Origin of the sequence: Luteimonas salinisoli, from assembly GCF_013425525.1 — a bacterium.
GTDB lineage: Bacteria > Pseudomonadota > Gammaproteobacteria > Xanthomonadales > Xanthomonadaceae > Luteimonas > Luteimonas salinisoli.
Window position 1 is genome coordinate 40481 of record NZ_JACCKA010000024.1, and the last position, 20552, is coordinate 61032.

General features: G+C 64.8%; 16 protein-coding genes. 1 reads left to right on the top strand and 15 read right to left on the bottom strand.

All coding sequences use genetic code 11. The features are described 5' to 3' along the window. Positions 1 to 42 precede the first annotated feature (42 nt). From H0E84_RS02905 to H0E84_RS02965, 13 genes are all read right to left on the bottom strand, one after another. Positions 43 to 2040: an acyltransferase family protein gene (locus tag H0E84_RS02905; RefSeq protein WP_180677126.1), complete on the bottom strand. Its 1998-nt coding sequence runs from the start codon at positions 2038 to 2040 to the stop codon at positions 43 to 45. Beyond that, the gene (locus tag H0E84_RS02910) at positions 2037 to 4040 is read right to left on the bottom strand and encodes a heparinase II/III family protein (RefSeq protein WP_180677127.1); all 2004 of its coding nucleotides are present in this window, start codon (positions 4038 to 4040) and stop codon (positions 2037 to 2039) included. Before H0E84_RS02910 ends, H0E84_RS02905 begins: the two co-directional genes overlap by 4 nt. A gap of 4 nt (positions 4041 to 4044) precedes the next feature. Further along, on the bottom strand, positions 4045 to 5916 hold the full coding sequence (locus tag H0E84_RS20630) for a glycosyltransferase family protein (protein WP_180677128.1): 1872 nt from the start codon (positions 5914 to 5916) through the stop codon (positions 4045 to 4047). A gap of 29 nt (positions 5917 to 5945) precedes the next feature. Next, complete coding sequence (locus tag H0E84_RS02920; protein ID WP_180677129.1) at positions 5946 to 8510, bottom strand: glycosyltransferase family 4 protein; 2565 nt, start codon at positions 8508 to 8510, stop codon at positions 5946 to 5948. Positions 8511 to 8600: 90 nt separating this feature from the next. Further along, complete coding sequence (gene wecC / locus H0E84_RS02925) at positions 8601 to 9905, bottom strand: UDP-N-acetyl-D-mannosamine dehydrogenase (RefSeq protein ID WP_257644033.1); 1305 nt, start codon at positions 9903 to 9905, stop codon at positions 8601 to 8603. Between the two features lie 99 nt (positions 9906 to 10004). Beyond that, positions 10005 to 11135, bottom strand: a complete 1131-nt coding sequence (gene wecB, locus H0E84_RS02930) for a non-hydrolyzing UDP-N-acetylglucosamine 2-epimerase (RefSeq protein WP_180677130.1) — start codon at positions 11133 to 11135, stop codon at positions 10005 to 10007. A gap of 10 nt (positions 11136 to 11145) precedes the next feature. Continuing rightward, on the bottom strand, positions 11146 to 11931 hold the full coding sequence (locus H0E84_RS02935) for an ATP-binding cassette domain-containing protein (protein ID WP_180677131.1): 786 nt from the start codon (positions 11929 to 11931) through the stop codon (positions 11146 to 11148). 13 nt (positions 11932 to 11944) lie between these two features. Then, a complete protein-coding gene (locus H0E84_RS02940; RefSeq protein WP_180677132.1) occupies positions 11945 to 12760 on the bottom strand; it encodes an ABC transporter permease in 816 nt (271 codons plus the stop codon). A 19-nt stretch (positions 12761 to 12779) separates the two neighbouring features. Then, positions 12780 to 13967: a cystathionine gamma-synthase gene (locus H0E84_RS02945; protein ID WP_180677133.1), complete on the bottom strand. Its 1188-nt coding sequence runs from the start codon at positions 13965 to 13967 to the stop codon at positions 12780 to 12782. A 341-nt stretch (positions 13968 to 14308) separates the two neighbouring features. Next, entirely contained in the window at positions 14309 to 15697 is a 1389-nt protein-coding gene (locus tag H0E84_RS02950) for a pyridoxal-phosphate dependent enzyme (protein WP_180677134.1), read from the bottom strand. A 120-nt stretch (positions 15698 to 15817) separates the two neighbouring features. Further along, positions 15818 to 16036 carry an HP1242/YdcH family protein gene (locus H0E84_RS02955; protein ID WP_180677135.1) on the bottom strand — a complete coding sequence of 73 codons (219 nt, stop codon included), beginning with the start codon at positions 16034 to 16036 and terminating at the stop codon, positions 15818 to 15820. A 415-nt stretch (positions 16037 to 16451) separates the two neighbouring features. Further along, positions 16452 to 17030: a hypothetical protein gene (locus tag H0E84_RS02960; protein ID WP_180677136.1), complete on the bottom strand. Its 579-nt coding sequence runs from the start codon at positions 17028 to 17030 to the stop codon at positions 16452 to 16454. After that, positions 17027 to 17416: a DUF4398 domain-containing protein gene (locus tag H0E84_RS02965; RefSeq protein ID WP_180677137.1), complete on the bottom strand. Its 390-nt coding sequence runs from the start codon at positions 17414 to 17416 to the stop codon at positions 17027 to 17029. Before H0E84_RS02965 ends, H0E84_RS02960 begins: the two co-directional genes overlap by 4 nt. A 91-nt stretch (positions 17417 to 17507) precedes the next feature. Between H0E84_RS02965 and H0E84_RS02970 the strand changes: the two genes are divergently transcribed. After that, positions 17508 to 18629, top strand: a complete 1122-nt coding sequence (locus H0E84_RS02970; protein WP_180677138.1) for a PilT/PilU family type 4a pilus ATPase — start codon at positions 17508 to 17510, stop codon at positions 18627 to 18629. Positions 18630 to 18638: 9 nt separating this feature from the next. On the opposite strand, the gene maiA is transcribed toward H0E84_RS02970, so the two are convergent. Continuing rightward, a complete protein-coding gene (maiA, locus tag H0E84_RS02975; protein ID WP_180677139.1) occupies positions 18639 to 19325 on the bottom strand; it encodes a maleylacetoacetate isomerase in 687 nt (228 codons plus the stop codon). 115 nt (positions 19326 to 19440) lie between these two features. Next, positions 19441 to 20430 (bottom strand): fumarylacetoacetate hydrolase family protein, encoded by a 990-nt coding sequence (locus H0E84_RS02980; protein WP_180677140.1) that lies wholly within the window; start codon positions 20428 to 20430, stop codon positions 19441 to 19443. Between the last annotated feature and the right edge of the window lie 122 nt (positions 20431 to 20552).

Below are 20552 nucleotides of genomic sequence, written 5' to 3' on the forward strand. Positions count from 1 at the left end.
AGCATCGGTCGTGCAGATCCATGCTCGCGCACCAGGAAATCATCAACGAGATGGCGCAGGCCTGGACATAGCCTGGAACACATCCTCGGTTGGCAGCCCGCCGTCAACCAGCTCTCTCCCGAGCTCCCAGGAGCCCGCCATGCTCAGATGGCCGGCGTTGTAATAGACCGGCCGACCGTGAAGGTAAGGAGAGCATTTTCCGGCTGGACAGATAACGTGCGTCAGATCCAGATAATCGACGCGGGAGTACTTGCCGGCCAGGGAAGCCAGATATCTATTGATATGGGGCACCCTGCCGCCAACCGAAGCCTCGCAGTTGAGGTCGGGATTTCCGACTCGCTTGAACTCGCAGTTCTGATTGAAGGCGGGAAACCTGGGGACTTGGCCGAGAATAACGACGTGGGAGCCGGCTTTCGTCAATTCCCTGATCGTCCGCTCGAGATCCCGCTTGAAGCCTGGTACCCGGGAGTGAAAGCTCCACTGTGCTCCGAGAAACACATACTGGTAGCGCTGCGTCTGCTCGCGCATTTCGTTGCGAAAGAACGAGCATCCCTCCCGGTCGGTTGGTTTTCCATACTTGTCTCCTCCACCGAAGATGGGTGGACAGGACGAAACGCTCAGGTTCCTGAAAGAGAAGCGATGCGATTCCGCGATCGCTCCCAGGACACCGATGTAGTGCGCAGCGTTGGAGTCACCGATCAGCACCGCCGGCACCCTGGAGTCGCCCGAGGCCCGGGACGCGCCGATTACACACCTGTCGCCGACCGCCAGCGCGGGATCGTAGCTGGCTCTCTGGCAGTTGTATTCGTACTCAAGCGCCGCTTGCATGCGTTGGCCAAGGTCGCGAAGCTCGGTTTCGTGCCGCATGACCATCCGCTCCTCGCGCGCATGCGACAACCCGAACATTCCCGCACCGACGGCGCAGATCGCAATCGTACATACTGCGTAGAACGCGAGCGCGCGACCACCCGTGGCGATGGTGGATCGCTTCCTCCGGAACGGCTGCTCGATCCATCTGTAACTGAGCGTGGCGAGAGCCAGCATCGCTGCTGCACCCGCAAGCTTCGCCGATGGGCTCAACGTGGTTGTTGAGTAGCGCATCAGCGCAAGAATCGGCCAGTGCCACAGATAGAGCGAGTACGAGATCAATCCCACGTACACCAGCGGCGGAGCCCGCAGCGCTGTATTGAAGATCGAAGAGCGGGACGCGCCGGAATGCAACAGCAGGACCGCGCCAGCGCATGGGTACAAGGCGTTGAGCCCGGGGAAAATCGACTCACCGTCCAGGCCGAACAAGCCCGCTCCGATCAAGATCACTCCGGCCAGCCCCACGCTCTCGTTTGCGAGGCGCGACCTGGTTGCATTACTGGCCTCGACACTCCGAAGGGCAAGCAGAGCGCCCGCGAGCAGCTCCCCGGCGCGGGTCGGAAGCATGTAGTACGCGAACGAAGGATGCGAGACCGCGGCATACTGCGCCAGAATGAACGAAGCTACCGCAGCCGCCCCAACCGCTAGAAGCATCGCCTTCTGCCAGCCGATCCATCTGCCAAGCAGGAGCAGCGTGATGGGCCAGACGAGATAGAACTGCTCCTCTACCCCCAGAGACCATAGGTGGAGTAACGGGACCTGATTGCTGGATGCCGCGAAGTAACTGGCATCGAGGTGGAGCCAGAAATAGACATTGGGAAGGGAGAAAGCACTCCAGAGCGCGGACACCGCCAGACTTCGCATGTCTGCTGGCAGGAGAATCGCTGAACCAGCCAACATCGTCGCAACGGTGACGGCGAAGTAGGCAGGGCCGATGCGGAGCAGTCGTCGTCGGTAGAAGTCGGACAGCGAGAACGTCCCGCTCAGAAGGTCGCGGCGTATGATAGAAGTGATCAGGTACCCCGATATGACGAAGAAAATGTCAACGCCTGTGTATCCGCCGGGTACGTACGCCTCGTCGATGTGATAGGCAACGACGCTAAGAACGGCAACAGCGCGCAGGCCGTCGATATCTGGCCGGTACGAAAGCGGAGTGTGCCCCTCGCGGCTCATACGCCGGCACGACCGGGAGCCGAAGCTCCGGGGTGCCGGACGTGCGGCGTCGTAAACGCCATGTAGATGGTGCCGACGGCTCCTTGCGACCGCACGGCGAAAGTCTCGGCGGGCCTGATGAGTACATTCGCCTTGATTCCGTTCTCGTGCCGATAGTAGGCACGAACCCCTTCCTGTTCGGGCCGGCTGCTGATCCTGGCAAATCCGCCGCGTGAGAGCTCCTGGTGCATGAGCGTATCCACCCCTCGCGGGTTCCCGTTGTAGTACTCGAGGACAATGCGACGCTCCGTCCCGAGCTCCGATCCTGGCATGACCCGGTCCGTCCTGCACGAGTAGAGGAGCGGGACCTGGATGCTCAGCGGCAATGGCGTCTGCAACAGGTCGCTTGGCTGTCTAGGCTCATGCAGGTGGATATCCACCTGCCAGCAGCGCAGATCCGAACGTCCGACGAGCTCGATCGTAGTGGCCTGCTGTCGCTTGCCGTAGGAAGGGCTCCTCCACCCTTGAACGCTCGCTCCCTTCTGCCCTCTTGCAAGTCTGGGCACGAGATCAGACGCGGTAAACGTCAATGTTGCGACGGCCCGTCCGCGGACGACGACATCCACTCCCGCGTCGGTCACCAACGCATCGGCGTGTTCGGCCAAGTGGAAGTAGGCGACGGGAGCAGCTCCCGCGGGCGCCTCGATCTCCTCCCACAGGGTCAGCCGCTCGCCGGGCCTGTACAAGAACTTTCGATGGTGGATGAACTCGTCCCCTCTCGAGACGTGCCCCTCCACCACGTACTCGTCGCGCAGGCGCTCCGCGCGAACCAGGCCACCCTGCCCGGGCGCGGTGTCGTAGGGGCCGAAACTGCGCCCGAGCAAGCCAACGACATTGTGGGCGCGATCGCTTACGAAATAGTTGCGCCAGCTGTCCCTGTTATAGGTGAACTTCCCCGAGTCTACGAACATCGGCTGCCCATGGGCATATAGCTCGAAGCCCAGATGGTCCGCGTGCGCGTGGGAAGTCGTGAAGGCCTGGCCCTTGATGATCAGCATTTCCGCGCGATAGGGGGGAGTATCCAGTCCGGTCCGGATTGCCGCGTAGCCTCCCGGGGTCAGATCACGCATGAGCACGCGGTCCCCCCACTTGCTCCGTGACTCCGCATCGTGGCGGATATCGGGGGAGAATTTCTGCCCGAGACCTTCGCTGTCCCCAATCGCGGCGATAGTCCCGTCCGGAAGGGTGAACCAAGGGGCGATGTCCCTCGCCTTCCCCAACTTTTCCTTGAACAGCTTCGAAATGGACGGGAAGAGCTCCGGGCGAATTCGACCGAAGTGAGTTACTGCGAAGTTGTGGTAAGCGGGCGAGTTTTCCACGTGTACCCCATGATGCCCGAACTGCGAGTCGAGGAGCCGCCCCATCAGTTCACTCGAGTAGGCCTCTTCGCCCTCGACCTCGGGTCGTCCCCTGCGAACGATCCCCAAGAGTCTGAGTCCTACCAGCTGGAATATGCCGTGGTTGCCGCCGCTGATGAACGACGGGTCCCGGAGCTTGGCGATGTGCAATCTCGCCAACTCGTCGACCTCACCCTGCTCTTCTTCGTCCAGAACGATGCGTCCCTCGTCCTGCAGGTGCAACAGGAGCGCGAGGTGCTGGGCACGCAAACCCGCAGCCATGTCGTACCACATGAACGCGGACTTCTTCCTACGCCGCACGTGGTAGGCGTACCAGTCTCGCACCCACGGCAGGACCTCGGCTTTCAATCGCGCCCAATCCCGGCCATAGAACTCAGACCAGACGGGTTGCAGCATTCGCCACGCGTGCAGCTGAAAGCACCAATTGCGATCCTTGAGAGGATCCATGTTCCAGTCCAGCGGCAGGCTGAGCCTGACCGGCCTGGTGTCCTTTCGCGGCCGAAAGCCCCCCGCCACCTGCTCGGCATAACCCGCACCAAAAACGTAGAAATCGCTCTTCAGTAGCTTTTGCGACACGGCCTTCTTTCCCTTAGGCGGCTGCATTCTTTCAATCCACGTCGACGGACGAAACGCGCGATCCCGCACCGAATCGGCAGTAGCCGAACTCATCGACCGAAAGCCCCCGCATGTCATTGGCCACGTCGGCTTCCGTGTCATTGACGAGATCGATCAGTTCCCTGTCGTGCAACTGGGTGGATTGCAGGATGGAACTGCGAAGTCGCAACGGGCTCCCTTCACGATACGGCGCTCCCCCACCCTCCAGCCTGGGCCGGCCTTCGTGCAGCACGAAGCAGGCCGATTTCCCGATCGCTGGGGCTTCCGCATACTGGGTGGCCAGCATCAGGTCCAGCAGGTAGCAAGGGCCGTAGTAGTCCCGCTCGTGCCAGGGTGCGACCCAGTCGCCTTCGGCAATCCATGCACCTACGCGAACGTGCGCGGCTTCACCGCAAGCGAGCCGCACGTCCTCGGCGATGGAGTCGCCTTTCCCAAATGGCTCGGGAACGACCAGAAGCAGGCTCTTCTGCGGCCATCTCTGCGCCCGGAAAGCGTCGATGACGCGCTCCATTTCCGCAGCCGAACGCGCCTGCGCCACCACATGCACCCTGGTCACCGTGGACGGGATGTGTCCTACGGCAACCCTGGCGACTTCCGCCAGCCTTCTGGAGGCGGTGTGATGCATCATTACCTCGCGGAGACCGCGAAGTCTCAAGCGATTCCGAGCCTCGCCGGAATCCCGAAGCCATCGCAATCTCTCTTGCACGTCGTCCCTTGCCGCCATCACGACGATGTCGCCGAAGGTACTCTCCAGCGCCACAGAATGGTTACTCACCGCGATGGTGTTGCTGGCCAGAAGTTCGAGCACCCGCCGCGCGAACATGGAAGGAGAAGTCTTGATGGTGTTTACCGTGATCGAGAAGGCGCACGCCTTGTACGCTTCGTCGATTCGCTCGTACGGCAAACTCCCTCTGATCATCTTTCGAAACCTGTGCGGAAACTCGAAGGCGGGATCGTTGCGGCCGTGATTGCGGTCGTAGATCTCGACCGGCATGACGTCCAAGACCGATGCCACCAGCTCTTCGAAATCCCGGGAACGCTCCGGATACTGCGCATACCACGAGCCCGCGAAACCGGCCGCGATCCGGCGCCCAACCTCCTCCACTGGATTATGGATCCTGGGCTGGCACGCGAAGCCCAATACCCCTACGCGCTCGTGGCCTAGTGCGGCGCGATAGCGTTCGACGCAGTCGAGATCGGTCGTGAGCACGTGGTCGAACAGCCCTGCCGCGTCGATGAACCCGTCGAAATGAGAGGGATCCTCCTTGCTCCAGAAGACCGTCGGGATCCCGCGACGGCGGCAAGCGTCGACGAGACGCACGAGTTCTTGCGACAGCGGATTGATCTTGTGCATCCAGGCGCCGTCCTTGCCGCGCCATGCCGACTCCACGAACAGGAGATGCGGCTGAAAGCCGTCGATCATCCGCTCGTAGTCCGATGCGGGGAGGTCGAGCAGCCGGCAATCCGGTGCGAGGCAGGAGCGCGTGAACCCGTCGACCACGGTTGCAACCTTCAGCTCCGCGAGCACCGTTGGCGCGCTGGGCCGCCGCTCCATGTGCCATGCCCTGACCAGATCCGATCCAGGCATATCGGGTCGTTCTACGGGAGCTTCAAAGCAGCCCTCTTCGGGAAGCCCCTGTCGAGCACGCCAGTAGCGCACCACGGCAATCAGCGCTCCGGGTAATCTGAGAAAGCCGCGCGCCGAGCGCACCGCATCCAGCACGGCGGAGCCCAGCTTGAAGGCGAGCGAATTCTCCAGGACCCGAACACGCAGCGCTGCGCGTTGCGCCTCGGCACGGGCGGCATGTCGTTCATCGATCAGCTGGCCACAAAGATCCTGGGCTTCGACAAGCGCCTTTACCACCTCGGCTGTCGGATCGGGACGAGGACCTATCATTCCGTCGCGGCGGGCATCGGCGATTCCGTACCTTCACCCCGGCCACCCATTCCGCCGGCCTCGTGCTCGCGCAGGCTGTCGAAACCGTGCTTGACCGCCAGGATCCGCTCCGCCACCTGGGTCCAGCTGCGCTCGCGCACCACGAACTCGCGCCCGTTCCTGCCGAGCCGGCGCCGTCTTTCGGGATCCGCCATCAGGCCGTCGATGGCGGTTGCCAGGCTCGCCGTGTTTCCCTTTTCAAAGACGACGCCCGTAACGTCGTCTTCGACCATTTCGGCCAGAGCCCGGACGCTCGAAACGACCACGGCCTTCTCCATCGCCAAGGCCTCGAGGGGCTTCATGGGCGACACCATTTCGCATACCGGCCAGGGCTTCCTCGGGAACGGGCAGATGTCGATCAATGAATAGTAGGATTCCACCTGTTCGTGCGGGATCCTCCCCGGAAGGATCAGCTTGTCCTCGATACCCCCCTCCATGCAGATTCTGAGGATCTCTTCGGTGATTGGTCCGCGCCCCTGACCAGATGCGTTCTCGTTGCCGACGAGCAGGAGGCGAAAGTTCCGCCCTTGGCGATGCAGTTCAACGCAAGCTTCCGCCAAGTGTTCCAGTCCTTCGTAGATGACGAAGGTTCCGACATAGCCGATGACGGGCACGCCCTCCGGCAATCCGAGTTGCCGAGCGAGAGCATCGTCGCGAGGCACAGGCACGAAGCGCTTCGCATCGACCGAGTTGGGAAGCAGGCTGATGCGCTCCGGGTCCACGCCGCGATCGATCAGCTCCTCGCGCATGGGCTCGGTGAGCGTGAACACGTGGTCCGCCTCCCTGGCCAGCGTCCCCTCAAGGTGTCTCTGGACGTCGAACGAAATACTCTTGGCGAACTCCTCGTCCCTGGACATTCGGGTTATTTCCCAGAGCCCCCGCACCTCGTAGAAGAAGGGGACGCCGAGCCGCCTGGCTGCGATCAGCGCTGGAAGCCCGGTCACATAGTTGGATGCTGCCTGCACGTAGCTCACGCCGAGCCGGGCCAGCTCGGCCTCCAGCCTATTCGCCGCCGCGAGCACGTACCTGTACTCCGAGATGTTTGCGCGTAGCGGCTCGTTGATTCTCTGATACGGCACGCCATCGATAACGTCCACGGCAGCGACATCGACCGGCGCCAGTTCCCTCTTCATATCCAAAGGAAACCCCGGACGCGTGAGGCAGATCACCTCCACTCCGACGCCGCGCAACCCCGTTGCTACCCCGTGCGAGCGTGTCGCGTAGCCGCCTGAAGAATAGGGCAGGCTGTTGTGCAGGATATAGGCGAATCGGCCATCGGCGAGCGTCGAAGCGTATTCGAGACGCGGCGGAATCGCCTCCAGCGCAGCAATCTTGTAGGAGGACGCCTCGCGAAAGTTGGCCAGGAATCGCTTCGCGATCTGGTTACCCGCGCGCTCAGCGGCGTGAATCTCCCTCAGCACCTCCGATGCCGCTTCCATCTGCCTGCACCTCAACGCGACATGGAGGAAGCCACGCAGCATGCCGATGGACCGGTTGAGTTCGAGGGCGCGATTCGCGATTTCGAATTCCAGGTCGTGCCGACCCGCCGCATTGCACGCCTGCGCAGCTACCAGGTACGCGAACGCTTTCAACGAATCCGGGGCCTCGGGGAGCGATTCGTCCACTGCAGCGATGACCGCATCGGCGCCACCGTCGATGGCATGGCGTGCACGGCTGCGCAGTCGCTCCTTCTCCCATTCCGACAGACCCGCACGAGCCTTGGGCTTCGACGCCTGCTCGAGGTTCCGCTGCTGGCGACCCCGGACAATGCGCAGGATCGAAATGGGCAGCGCGAGGAACTCTCGTGGCGAACGCAGCGCCGTCACCAGGGCCTGGCCTAGCCGGAACGAGGTGCTCGTGCGAAGCTCCTCGGCGAGCTTTTCGGCGTCTTGCAGCGCCTCGCGCGTGTCCTGCAACTCGCGCTCGACCAAGCGCCGGCGCTCGTGCTCCTCGGTCGCGCCCGACTCCGTGACCTCCAACAGATCGAAGGTATCCGGTCGCCCCAGGGCCATGCCTTTCGTAGCGACGACCCGCAAGTGGCCATCGTTCACATCCATCGAAACCGACCATGTCGGCGGCACCTTCGCGACGATTCCGCGAGGATAAAGAGAAGATCCGCTCCGGGAATCGGTCAAGCCGAACGGAATCACCACCACCAGGCGCTCGATCCGCGCAGGTTCGTCGAAGATGGACGCCAACAGGGAGCGCATGTCACCGCCATGCTCTTCGACAATCGCGACCGCGTCCGGCCGGTGTTCGGCAAGAGCAGAATGCAGCGCCCCGTCACTGAATGGCTCGACTGCGCAGCTATCCGAGGCCAGCTCCTCCCGATCCAGAACGGCATGGAACAGGTGGATGGACTGGCGGTCGGTTTCCAGCGCGGACACCGCCAGGCCCTCGCGCACGAGCAGGGCGGCGAGCGCCGCCGTTTCGTGCCCGATGATCAGGACCCGGTCGCATTCCAGCAGCTCATCTCGAGTCCAACGGATTCTCGCCCAGCCGTGCTCGTCCATAGACTGCATGAGGGCATTCGCGGCGGCGTCCACGGCATCGCCCCCGGACGGCCCGGCGTCGTGAGCATGTACTCCGGTTCTCACGCCACTCATCGCTGATCAGTGCCAGAAGCCGACCGGGTCCACGATTACCGCAGACTCCGGCTTCGGATGGGCGCGGAACGCTTGATGGGGAACGAGCATGACGAGGATTCCGCAATCGCGCATGGCTGCGTCCAGATCGATGAACCGCAAGCCGCGATTTGCGCATTCTCGCTCTCCCAACGCCTCGGCGTAGGGATCGACACATACGATCGTCTCGCCGTACTTTCGCGACAATACGCTCGCGATTTCGAGCGCCGGGCTTTCCCGGAAATCGTCCACGTCCGCCTTGTAGGTCAATCCGAGACAGGCCACCCGCTCACCCGGATTCTCGGCAATAGCCCTCTCGATCTCCTCGATCACGAACAGTGGCTTCGCGTCATTGACCTTGCGCGCGGCGTGGATCAGCCGCGACCGGTCCGGAGCGGAGGCCACGATGAACCATGGGTCGACTGCGATGCAGTGTCCGCCGACGCCGGCACCCGGGTTGAGGATCGAGACGCGCGGGTGCCTGTTGGCGAATTCTATGACCTTCCAGACGTCGACCCCGAGATCGCGGCATATCATGGAGAGCTCGTTGGCAAATGCGATATTCACGTCGCGAAAGGCGTTTTCGGTAAGTTTGACCATCTCGGCCGTCCGATCGGTCGAAATATGACACACACCGCGCACGAATGTCTTGTACACCGCGGCGGCGCGCTCCGCACAACGTGGCGACATGCCACCGACGACTCTGTCGTTCTCGACAAGCTCCTTCAGCATCTGCCCGGGTATGATCCGCTCCGGGCAATATGCGAGGCAAATGTCGGCGTCCTCCCCGGCCTGATCGGGGAACGTCAGATCGGGACGGGCTTCGCGCAGGATGCCGGCCACCATTTCGGTGGTTCCCACGGGGGAGGTGGACTCGAGAATGATCAGATCCCCGCGCTTGAGCGATGGCGCGAGCGAGATCGCCGCAGCACGCACGTACGACAGATCCGGGGACGGAGAGTCCCCGTTGTCGACGGGCGTCGGGACAGCGATGATGAATACTTCGGCCGGCTCTGGTTCGCTTGTTGCCCTGAGCTTCCCTGCCCTCACGCACCGCTCAACCAGCTCGTCGAGGTTGCCTTCCTCGATGTGCGCGCGACCTCCGTTGACCGCCTCGACCACGCGCAGATTGACATCCACGCCAATCACGTCCACGCCCGCCGAAGCGAACATGGCCGCAGTCGGCAGGCCGATGTATCCCAGGCCGATTACCGAAAGGGTGCCGATGCCCGCCATCGTCGTATCGGATTCCGGAGCGCGCGAGCCCTCGGCGGGTCTAGTTTGATCGTTCAATTGTCTGCTCCGGAATCTCGGGTTCTGACATTCTTGGTGGAAAAGAGGAAGGGTCGCTGCATCGCAAGGTGCCAGCCGAATCCCTGGGTTGCTGAAACGTCATCCAGCGCCTGAAAGGTCCCGCCTCAGGATTTCCGCGATTCGCGAGGCCGCGTTTCCGTCGCCGTAGGGCGACACACCCTTGGCCATACGCGAATAAGCGGCACGGTCATCGAGCAGCAGGCATGCTTCCCGGACAATCGCTTCCCGATGCGGCCCTACCAGTCTGACCACGCCCTGCTCCACCGCTTCCGGACGCTCTGTCTCGTCTCGAAGCACCAGCACCGGCTTCGCCAGCGCCGGGGCCTCCTCCTGAACCCCTCCCGAATCGGTAAGAACTATCTCCGCCCGCTTCATCGCAGCAACGAAAGGGAGATAGTCTAGCGGCTCGCACAGTACGATTCGAGGGTGAGACGCCAGCAGGCTCCGAGCTACCGTCGAGATATTGGGGTTCGGATGCACGGGATAGAGAATCTGAATATCCTCGCGCACGTCTGCGAGTTCCCGTATGGCCGCGCATATCTCGAGGAACGGATCGCCGAAGTTCTCCCTGCGATGCGCCGTGACCAGCACCAGGCGCTTGCCTTCTTCGAGCTCTACGCCGATCTCCAGTTCACGCGACGCAACTTGTTGCAGCGCGTCGATCACGGTATTGCCCGTGACGTGCACCGCATGATCGGAGAAACCTTCCCCGTAGAGATTGCGGGCCGCCAAATCAGTAGGAGCGAAGTGCCACCGGCAAAGCCGGCCTGCTAGGCTTCGATTCATTTCCTCCGGGAACGGGTTCCTCATATCGCCGGTGCGCAGGCCCGCCTCGACATGACCGATCGAAATGCGTCGATAGAAGGACGATAGGGCAACGGCGAGCACAGTGGTGGTATCTCCTTGGACCAGCACTGCGTCAGGAGCGATATCCTCCAGCACGTGATCCAGCTTCTGGATCAGGCGTGCGGTCAAATCGGACAACGACTGGTTCTGACGCATGATATCGAGGTCGACATCCGGCACGATGCCGAAAACGTTCAAGACCTGGTCGAGCATCTGTCTGTGCTGCGCCGTGGCGAGCACCACTACCTCCACCCAATCCTGGGAGCGCAATGCCTGAACGACCGGAGCCATCTTGATGGCTTCCGGTCGCGTACCGATCGCGACGAGAATCTTCGACTTTCGTACGTTACCTTTCGCCGCCATGGGCCGTCGATTAGGCTGCACTTCGTTTCTCCGACATCGGGACTGCACGATAGATATCCTTGTAGGCGCTGATCGCGTCGTTGACCTCCCCGATATACGCGACTTTGCCGCGCTCGATCACGATTCCCTCGTCGCAGATCTTGCGCAGCATGTTGAAATTGTGGCTGGCAAGAACCACGATCTGGCTCGACGCCACCCTGTCGGTGAGCCGCGCGCGAGCCTTGTTGACGAAACTCGCGTCGCCTGCGCCGAACCACTCGTCCATCAGCATGATGTCGTGCTGCACCGAAGTGGAGATAGCGAATCCGAGGCGCATTCGCTGGCCGGAGGACAGCGTGCTGAGCCTGCGTTCGGCGACTCCTCCCAGCTCGGAGAACTCGAAGATGGATTCCACCATACCCCGAATTTCCGCGGGCGACATGCCCATGGCCGTCGCCCGGAGGAAGACGTTCTCCGTCAGCGTGGCTTCCGGGTTGAACCCCAGCCCTAGATTCAGCAGTGCTTGCCGTGCCCCTGCAACCTCCACCTCACCCCGGGTGGGCTGAAAGGCGCCGGAAAGAACACGCAATAGCGTGGTTTTCCCCGCCCCATTCCTGCCCAGGAGGGCCACACGGCTTCCGGCCGAGATGTCGAACGAAACTCCGTCCAGAATTCGAGCGAACCGACGCTTAGGTGGCGAGAACAGGGCCCCTACTAGAGTTGTGCCCCAGGATCTGGCCGTCTGGGCAGCCTGGGCCGTCTGCACATAGTAGGGCACATCGAGAGTGAGGTTTCTGACGCTGATATAGGCTGTCACCGCTGACTTCTCCCTAGATCCACAGGGGCACGAATCGTGCATAGCGGCGGTAGAGGACCGCCATCAGCAGCCATCCAAAGATGGTCATCGCCGCCACCGCCCACAAGGAACCACTCTCGGGCATTTGACCCAGCGCCGGCGCCCGCACGACCTCGATCAGGTGAAAAGCCGGATTGAGCCGTGCAAAGAAGCCGCGTGTAGTGTCGGCGGGAAACCTGTCGACGTGCCAGAGAATCGGAGTGAGCAGGAAGCCCACGACGAGTACGGTGCCGATGAACTCGCTCGTATCGGGGAACCTGGCTCCAACGAGGCCTACGCAGAAGCTGATCCACATCATGTTCAGGATGAGGACGGGCAACGAAACCAGCATCGAGAAGATGCCTATCCAGCTCACTGCCGGCGACCACACCAGCACCCCGATAACGATCACCAGAGCGAACGTGAAGTAGAAGAGCGGCTTGGCAATGGCCCTCAACACATAATCCGTGAAACGCACCCTCCCATCCATAATGAAGGCCTTGTGGCCCCGAAATACGGTGCTCGACTCGTTGATGCACTGGAGCATGAAGCGCCAGCAGGCGTATCCCACCGCCAGATATGGCAGGTACTCCGTCACCGGGTGACCCATGAGGTGCGAATAGACATTGCCCAACACGGTGATGAACACCAATGTGGGCAACAGCAGCCACGCCACCCCCAATCGGGTCCGGCGATACTTGGTAACGATGTCGAGCCACGTCGAATAGGCCCAAAACTCCGGCCTGCGGATGCTCGCAATCAAGTGCGCGAAGAGGCCCCAGCGCTCCACCGAGCAGGCACGGGGAAACATCTGCGTAGGCTCGACGTGACTAGTCACGCAATGCCCGCTCCAGATCACTCTGCAGATCTTCCGGATCCTCTACCCCCACGCTCAACCGCACCAGGTTCGCATCGATCCCCAGCTGCGCCCGGCGCTCTTGCGGCACCGAGGCATGCGTCATCACCGCCGGATGGTTGACCAGGCTCTCCACCCCGCCCAGCGACTCGGCCAGGGTGAACAGTTCGGTGCGCTCGCAGAACCGCCGGGCCGCTTCGTAGCCCCCTTTGAGCCAGATCGACACCATCCCACCGAAGCCATCCATCTGCCGCATCGCCAGTTCGTGCTGCGGATGCGAGGCGAGCCCGGGGTACACCACCTTCTCGATCGCCGGATGGCCTTCCAGCCACTCCGCCAGCGCCTGCGCATTCTCGCAGTGCGCCTTCATCCGCAGGTGCAGGGTCTTCAGCCCGCGCAGGGCCAGGAAGCTGTCGAAGGGCCCCTGCACGGCGCCGATCGAGTTCTGCAGGAAGGCCAACTGCTCGGCCAATTCGGCGTCGTCGCCCACCACCGCCATACCGCCAACCATGTCCGAATGACCGTTGAGGTACTTGGTGGCCGAGTGCATGACGATGTGGGCACCCAGGGACAGCGGGCGCTGCAGGATCGGCGAGCAGAAGGTGTTGTCGACCACCACGATCAAGCCGCGTTTGCGGGCGATCTGCGCGATCGGCGCGATGTCGACCAGCTTGAGCAACGGGTTGGTGGGGGTCTCGATCCAGACCATGCGGGTTTCCGGGCGGATCGCGGCCTCGAACGCCGCGATGTCGCTCAGGTCCACCCAGCTGAAGTCGAGCCCGGCCGAGCGCCGTCGGACCCGCTCGAACAGCCGGTAGGTGCCGCCATAGACGTCGTCCATGGCGACCACGTGGCTGCCGGCGTCCAGCAGTTCCAGCACCGTCGAGGTGGCGGCCATGCCCGAGGCAAAGGCGAAGCCGCGGCTGCCCCCCTCCAGGCCCGCCACGCAGCGCTCGTAGGCGAAGCGGGTCGGGTTATGGCTGCGCGAGTACTCGAACCCCTGGTGCTCGCCCGGGCTGCGCTGGGCGTAGGTGGAGGTCGCGTAGATCGGCGGCATGACCGCGCCGGTGCTGGGGTCTGGCGACTGGCCGGCGTGGATGGCCAGGGTGCCGAGGCCCCGGGGTCGGGGGCCGGCGTCGGCCGCGCGGCGGTCGTCCGTCATTCAGGGAAATCCTATGAAAACAGGGCGCGGATTCTATCATCGGCAGGGTTAACCCATGCCGGCCCCGGGTTGTCGCGCCGCGGGCCGGCGCGGCGTTCTCCCTCGCCCGGGTCCGTAGTTCGTAGCAGCCGTCCAGGGGCAGCAGGTATCCGCCCCACCGGGGACAAGGCGGGGCGTCGGCATGGTTTCGCCTCCCGGCACTCTACTCTCCGGCCGGTTGGCGGCGTTCACCGGCCGGGCGACCACGCCGGCCTTCGCGCCCATGGGGCGCTCCTACGGGAAGCCGGGTGCCTCGGGGGAGTGCCGGTGCAGACCGCCGGGCGGGCTGCCTGCAGCGCCCGCTACTGCACCCGCCGGCGCAGCCAGTTCAGCAGGTCGATGCGTGTGATCAGGCCGAGGAACCGCTCGCCGTCGACCACGATCGCCACCTGGCCACGGTCGAACACCGGCAGCAGGGCCTCGATCGGCGACTTCACGTCCATGATGTCGAGCTTGCTGACCATCGCCGTGGACACCGGGTCGCGGAACCGCGCCTCGTCGCCGTAGACGTGCAACAGCACGTCGGACTCGTCCAGGATGCCGACGATCTTCTCGTCCTCCATCACCGGCAGCTGCGAGATCTCGTACAGCTTCATCCGCTGGTAGGCGGTCATCAGCAGGTCGCCGGGCGCCAGCACCACGGTGTCGCGCTGCGAGAACGGGCGCAGGATCAGGTCGCGCAGGTCGCCGTGCTGCTCGCGCTCGATGAAGCCGTTGTCGAGCATCCAGTAGTCGTTGTACAGCTTGCTCAGGTACTTGTTGCCGGTGTCGCAGACGAACACCAGCACCTTCTTCGGCTCGGTCTGCTCGCGGCAGTACTTCAGCGCCGCCGCCAGCAGGGTGCCGGTGGAGGAGCCGCCGAGGATGCCCTCGCTGCGCAGCAGCTCGCGCGCGGCCAGGAAGCTCTCCTGGTCGGTGATCGCGTAGGCCTTGCGGACCCGCGAGAAATCCGAGATCGACGGCAGGAAATCCTCGCCGATCCCCTCGACCATCCAGCTGGCCGACTTGTCGCTGAGCGTGCCCTCGTTGATGTACTCGGCGAGGATGGAGCCCACCGGGTCGGCCAGGATCAGCTCCACCTCCGGCGCATGCTCGGCGAAATGCCGCGACAGCCCGGTCATGGTGCCTGAACTGCCGCAGCCGAAGACCACCGCGTCCAGCCCGCCCGCCTCGGCCATCTGCCGCAGGATCTCCGGCGCGGTGCCGTGCTCGTGCGCGGCGGGGTTGTCGGGATTACCGAACTGGTTGACGAAGTACGCGCCGGGCGTCTCGCGGGCGATTCGTTCGGCCAGGTCCTGGTAGTACTCGGGATGGCCCTTGGCCACGTCGGAACGGGTCAGGATGACTTCGGCGCCCATCGCCTTGAGGTTGAAGATCTTCTCCCGGCTCATCTTGTCCGGGACCACCAGGACCAGCCGGTAGCCCTTCTGCTGCGCCACCAGCGCCAGCCCGATCCCGGTGTTGCCGGCCGTGCCCTCGACCAGAGTTGCCCTGGGCTGGAGCTCTCCGCGTCGCTCGGCCGCCTCGATCATCGACAGGCCGATGCGGTCCTTGATCGAGCCGCCGGGGTTCTGGCTCTCGAGCTTGAAGTACAGCTCGCAGGGTCCGGCGTCCAGGCGTCGGGCGCGGACGATCGGGGTCTCGGCGATGAGGTCGAGGACGGAGTCGTGGACGGAGCTGCGGGTCGGCATGCTGGCGGCGGCTGTTGGGGCGACGGGCGATTATCGCATCCGTCGCGCGCCAGCATCCCCGCAGGCGGCGCCGGCCGACGAGGAGGCCGGCGCCGCCCGCGAAAGGAAGCGGTGACTGCGTCAGTGGTGCAAGGTGTCGTACATCCGGACCAGGCGGTCCTTGGCTGCGAGCTTCTCGCGCTTCATCTGCGACAGGGTGGTGTCGTCGATCGGCAGCACCCCGAGTTCGGCATCCATGACCTTCTTGTCGAGCTCCTGGTGATGATGGTAGAGCCTGCGGAATTCCGGGTGGCTCTGGAAGACCGCGTCGAGGTCCGCCTGCGGTTGCCCTTCGAACATGGAAACCTCCTTGGATCGTGAACGTGCGAACGCCCCGGCCGGAGCGGGCACGGGGCGTCTGGGGAGAGCGGCCGGTATTGGGAAACGTGACAGCGCGGACGACCCCGGCAGAGCGTCCGCGCGGCCCTTGCTTCCGGCGGCATGCTCCCTGGGATGGTGCACGTGGGTCATCGTCATTCGGCCTGTCTGCAGGAGCGGCAGGAGGGCTGCACGCTACCTGTAGGGTCGACCCTACTCCTCCCGATACGGACCGGCAAGGGACCTCGCGGGGGCCGCACGGCGGCGCGGCGCGGGACAAGATGAACAGGGATGAAGAACGCCTGTCGCGAGGCGCAAATCGCTGTGACGGGCGCCACGGCTTCGTTCAACTCATTGAATACAAACAGAATTCTCCGCGATCCTGGCGCTCGGCCGATTACTGCTCGTCCTCGACCTCGCGCATCAGCTCGGCCTCGCGGCGCGCCAGTTCAGCCTCACGCGCACGCGCTGCACGCAGCCGTGCCGCCTGATCGCTGGCGACCCCGTCGAGCACGATCTCGGTCTCCTGCCGGGCGCTGGATTCCGCCTCCGCCGCAAGCCGCAGGCGCGCGGCCTCCTCGGCCTGGATCTGCGCCTGCACGCGCAGGCGCTCCGCTTCTCGGCGCGCGCGCGCCGCCTCCTGCCTGCTCGCTTCGACCAGCAGGTCGCTGCGCTGGCGGTCCAGCTCCTCGACCTCGCGTCGCAGGGTGCCGGTGCGGGCGGCGATCTCGGCGATCTCGACGCGCCAGCGCGCGACCTGCAGGGCATCGGCGCGGTTGCCGCGCGCGGCCGCAGCGGCGGCCAGCGCCTGCCGCGCCTGCAGCCGCTCGTAGGCCGCCAGTTCGTGCAGCGCCGGGTCGGCGTCGAGCGCCTGCAGGCGCGCGGCCAGGGCCTGCGTCTCGGGATCGTCGGCGGCCTGGGCCAGCGGCAGGCACAGGGTGGCGGCGAGCAGCAGCCAGATCGCAACGTTCTTCATTCCCGGTTCTCCGCCATGCCAAGCTGTTCGCGCAGTCGCGAGATCTGGGCGCGTCGCTGGGCCACCTGGGCGTTGGCCACCGCCTCGCGGCTACGGGCGTGGGCCAGGTCGCCGAGCGCGGCGGCGGCCAGCGCTGCGCTGCGGGCGTCCTGCTCGCGCCCGGCGGCCATCGCCGATTGCGCCTGGGCCAGCTGCCCGCGCGCCTGCGCCAGTTCGTCCGGCGCGTACTGGTCGGCATCGGCGTCGGCGGCGCGTACCACTGCGCGCTGCGCGTCGGCCAGTTCCGCGGTCGGCGGCGGCAGGCTCGCGCAAGCTGTGAGCGCCAGCACGATCCCGAGCGCGGATGCCTGCAGGATCGCCCTGAATTGTGCAATGCTAGCTGACATTGGCGGCCGCACCTGTGGGGAACAGGCGGCCATTGTCGGCAGCAGGCGCCCGGACCGCAACGACCGGGGGCGGGTAGAAGGGGGTTCGTTCATGGACATCGGCTATTTCCTGAAGCTGATGACGGAAAAAAACGCCTCGGACATGTTCCTGACCACCGGGGCGCCGGTCTACATCAAGGTCGAGGGCAAGCTCTACGCCCTGGGCAACACCGGCCTGCCGACCGGCATGGTGAAGAAGATCGCCTACTCGCTGATGGATGAGGGCCAGGTGCCTGTGTTCGAGCGCGAGCTCGAGCTCAACATGGCGCTGTCGCTGCAGGACTCCGGCCGTTTCCGCGTCAACGTGTTCAAGCAGCGCGGCGAGATCGGCATGGTGATCCGCGCCATCCGCAGCGTGATCCCGAGCATCGAGGAACTGCAGCTGCCGCAGGCGCTCAAGCAGATCATCATGGCCCCGCGCGGGCTGGTGCTGATCGTCGGCTCCACCGGCTCGGGCAAGTCGACCACGCTGGCGTCGATGATCGACTACCGCAACACCCACACCTCGGGCCACATCCTCACCATCGAGGACCCGATCGAGTACCTGCATCGGCACAAGAAGTCGATCGTCAACCAGCGCGAGGTCGGGCTCGACACCCATACCTTCCACAACGCGCTCAAGAACGCCATGCGCGAGGCGCCGGACGTCATCCTGATCGGCGAGATCCTCGACGCCACCACCATGGAGGCGGCGATCGCGTTCGCCGAGACCGGCCACCTGTGCCTGGCCACGCTGCACTCCAACAACGCCGACCAGACCATCGAGCGGATCCTCAATTTCTTCAACGAGTCCGCGCACAAGAACGTGCTGATGAACCTCGCGCTCAATCTGAAGGCGGTGGTCAGCCAGCGCCTGGTGACGGGCGTCGACGGCCGCCGCCTGCCGGCCGCCGAGGTGCTGATCAACACCCCGATGATCCGCGACCTCCTGCGCCGCGGCCGCGTGCACGAGATCAAGCAGGCGATGGAGGAAACGCTGGAAGAAGGCATGGAGAGCTTCGACCAGTGCCTGTTCCGCCTCTACAAGGAAGGCAAGATCGAGATGGAGGAGGCGCTCAAGGCCGCCGACTCGCGCGATGGGCTGGCGCTGAAGTTCCGGCTGTCGGAGGGTGGCAGCGGCGAGCATGACCCCTATGCAGAGGTGTTCTCGCCCAACGAAAGCGAGCACGGCTAGCGGGCCCGCCTAGGCCCGGGCTGCGGACGCGGGCTGGGCGGCAGGCGCGTCCGGCTGCCGTTCCGGGCGCGCCGCGTCGAAGGCCGGCAGCGCCAGGCAGGCCGCCTCGATGCGGCGGATCGTCGGGAAAGGCGCCATGTCCACGCCGAAGCGGCGCGCGTTGTACACCTGCGGCACCAGGCAGCAGTCGGCCAGGGTCGGCGCGTGCCCGTCGCAGAATTCCGCGGTGGACGGGTGATCGGCCAGCAGCGTCTCGAACGCCTCCAGACCCTCGATCATCCAGTGCTTCATCCAGACGTCGCGCTCGGATTGCGGAACGTTCCATTCGTGCTCGAAGAAGCGCATCACCCGCAGGTTGTTGAGCGGATGGATGTCGCAGGCCACCAGCTGCGCCAGCGCGCGCACCCGCTGGCGCTCGCGCGCCGTGGCCGGCAGCAGCGGCGGCGTCGGCCAGACCTCGTCGAGGTATTCGAGAATGGCCAGCGACTGGCGCAGCTGGCGCTGCCCGTGCTCCAGGATCGGTACCAGCTTCTGCGGGTTGGCCCTGGCGTAGTCCGGCAGGTGCTGCTCGCCGCCGTTGCGCACCAGGTGCACGGGGACGGTCTCGTAGGGCAGGCCCTTGAGGTTCAGGCCGATCCGCACCCGGTACGCGGCGCTGGAACGCCAATACGAGTACAGCGTGAGCCGCTCCGTCATCTCCCCCCCTTCCATACTGGCTCCCCTGCAGCCGGCCAATCCCGAACCTTAACGCGTCGCCGCCGCGGCCGGCCGACCATCCGTCGCGCCGCCACGGCCGTTCGGCTGCGGCCGCTCAGGGCAGCGGCTGCTGCTCGATCCGTTGCTCGATGGCCCCGAAGATCGAGCGCCCCTCGCCGTCCAGCATCTCGATGCGCACCGTATCGCCGAACCGCATGAACGGCGTACGCGGCGCACCGTGTTCCAGCGCCTCGACGGTACGCTTCTCGGCGAAGCAGGACGCGCCCTTGCCGGTGTCCTGATTGGCGATGGTGCCGGAGCCGACGATGGCGCCTGCCGACAGCGGGCGCGTGCGGGCTGCGTGCGCCACCAGCTGGGCGAAGTCGAACTGCATGTCCACGCCGGCCTCGGGGGCGCCGAACCATTCGCCGTTGACGTGGGTGAGCAGGGGCAGGTGCAGCTTGTTGTCGCGCCAGGCGTCGCCGAGCTCGTCCGGGGTGACGAACACCGGGCTCAGCGCCGAGCGCGGCTTGGACTGCAGGAAGCCGAAGCCCTTGGCCAGCTCGCCCGGGATCAGGTTGCGCAGCGAAACATCGTTGACCAGGCCGACCAGCTGGATGTGGCCGGCCGCCTGCGCAGGCGTCACCGCCATCGGCACGTCGTCGGTGATCACGACGATCTCGGCTTCCAGGTCGATGCCGTGTTCCTCGCTGACCACCCGGACCGGGTCGCGGGGGCCGAGGAAGCCCGCGCTGGTGGCCTGGTACATCAGCGGGTCGGTGTAGAAGCTCTCCGGCACCTCGGCGCCGCGCGCGCGGCGCACCCGCTCGACGTGCGGCAGGTAGGCGCTGCCGTCGACGAACTCGTAGGCGCGCGGCAGCGGTGCGGCCAGCTGCACGACGTCGAGCTCAAACGCGCCCTCCGCCTCGCCCGCTTCCAGCGCCTGCGCCAGCGCGTTGAGCTGCGGGGCTGTATTGGACCAGTCCTCCAGCGCGCGCTGCAGAGTCGGCGCGATGCCTTCGGCGCGCACCGCGCGGGCGAGATTGCGGGACACGACGACCAGGGTGCCGTCGCGGCCGCCTTCCTTCAGGGATCCAAGCTTCATCGGGACTCCGTGTTTTCGGCGCCGCAGCGCGATGGTTGCGATTGTAACCGGGACCGCCGGGGCGCCCCGGGGCGGCGGTCGAGGATCCAAAGGGCACCGGGCCTCGATCCGGTGATGGGATC

Coding starts and splice junctions, on each gene's coding strand:
- H0E84_RS02980 (WP_180677140.1), bottom strand. CDS start 20,430: ATGAAGCTTGGATCCCTGAAGGAAGGCGGCCGCGACGGCACCCTGGTC.
- H0E84_RS02970 (WP_180677138.1), top strand. CDS start 17,508: ATGGACATCGGCTATTTCCTGAAGCTGATGACGGAAAAAAACGCCTCG.
- H0E84_RS02945 (WP_180677133.1), bottom strand. CDS start 13,967: ATGACGGACGACCGCCGCGCGGCCGACGCCGGCCCCCGACCCCGGGGC.
- H0E84_RS02910 (WP_180677127.1), bottom strand. CDS start 4,040: ATGCAGCCGCCTAAGGGAAAGAAGGCCGTGTCGCAAAAGCTACTGAAG.
- H0E84_RS02960 (WP_180677136.1), bottom strand. CDS start 17,030: ATGAAGAACGTTGCGATCTGGCTGCTGCTCGCCGCCACCCTGTGCCTG.
- H0E84_RS02920 (WP_180677129.1), bottom strand. CDS start 8,510: ATGCAGTCTATGGACGAGCACGGCTGGGCGAGAATCCGTTGGACTCGA.
- H0E84_RS02905 (WP_180677126.1), bottom strand. CDS start 2,040: ATGAGCCGCGAGGGGCACACTCCGCTTTCGTACCGGCCAGATATCGAC.
- H0E84_RS02950 (WP_180677134.1), bottom strand. CDS start 15,697: ATGCCGACCCGCAGCTCCGTCCACGACTCCGTCCTCGACCTCATCGCC.
- wecB (WP_180677130.1), bottom strand. CDS start 11,135: ATGGCGGCGAAAGGTAACGTACGAAAGTCGAAGATTCTCGTCGCGATC.
- H0E84_RS02955 (WP_180677135.1), bottom strand. CDS start 16,036: ATGTTCGAAGGGCAACCGCAGGCGGACCTCGACGCGGTCTTCCAGAGC.
- H0E84_RS02965 (WP_180677137.1), bottom strand. CDS start 17,416: ATGTCAGCTAGCATTGCACAATTCAGGGCGATCCTGCAGGCATCCGCG.
- maiA (WP_180677139.1), bottom strand. CDS start 19,325: ATGACGGAGCGGCTCACGCTGTACTCGTATTGGCGTTCCAGCGCCGCG.
- H0E84_RS02940 (WP_180677132.1), bottom strand. CDS start 12,760: ATGTTTCCCCGTGCCTGCTCGGTGGAGCGCTGGGGCCTCTTCGCGCAC.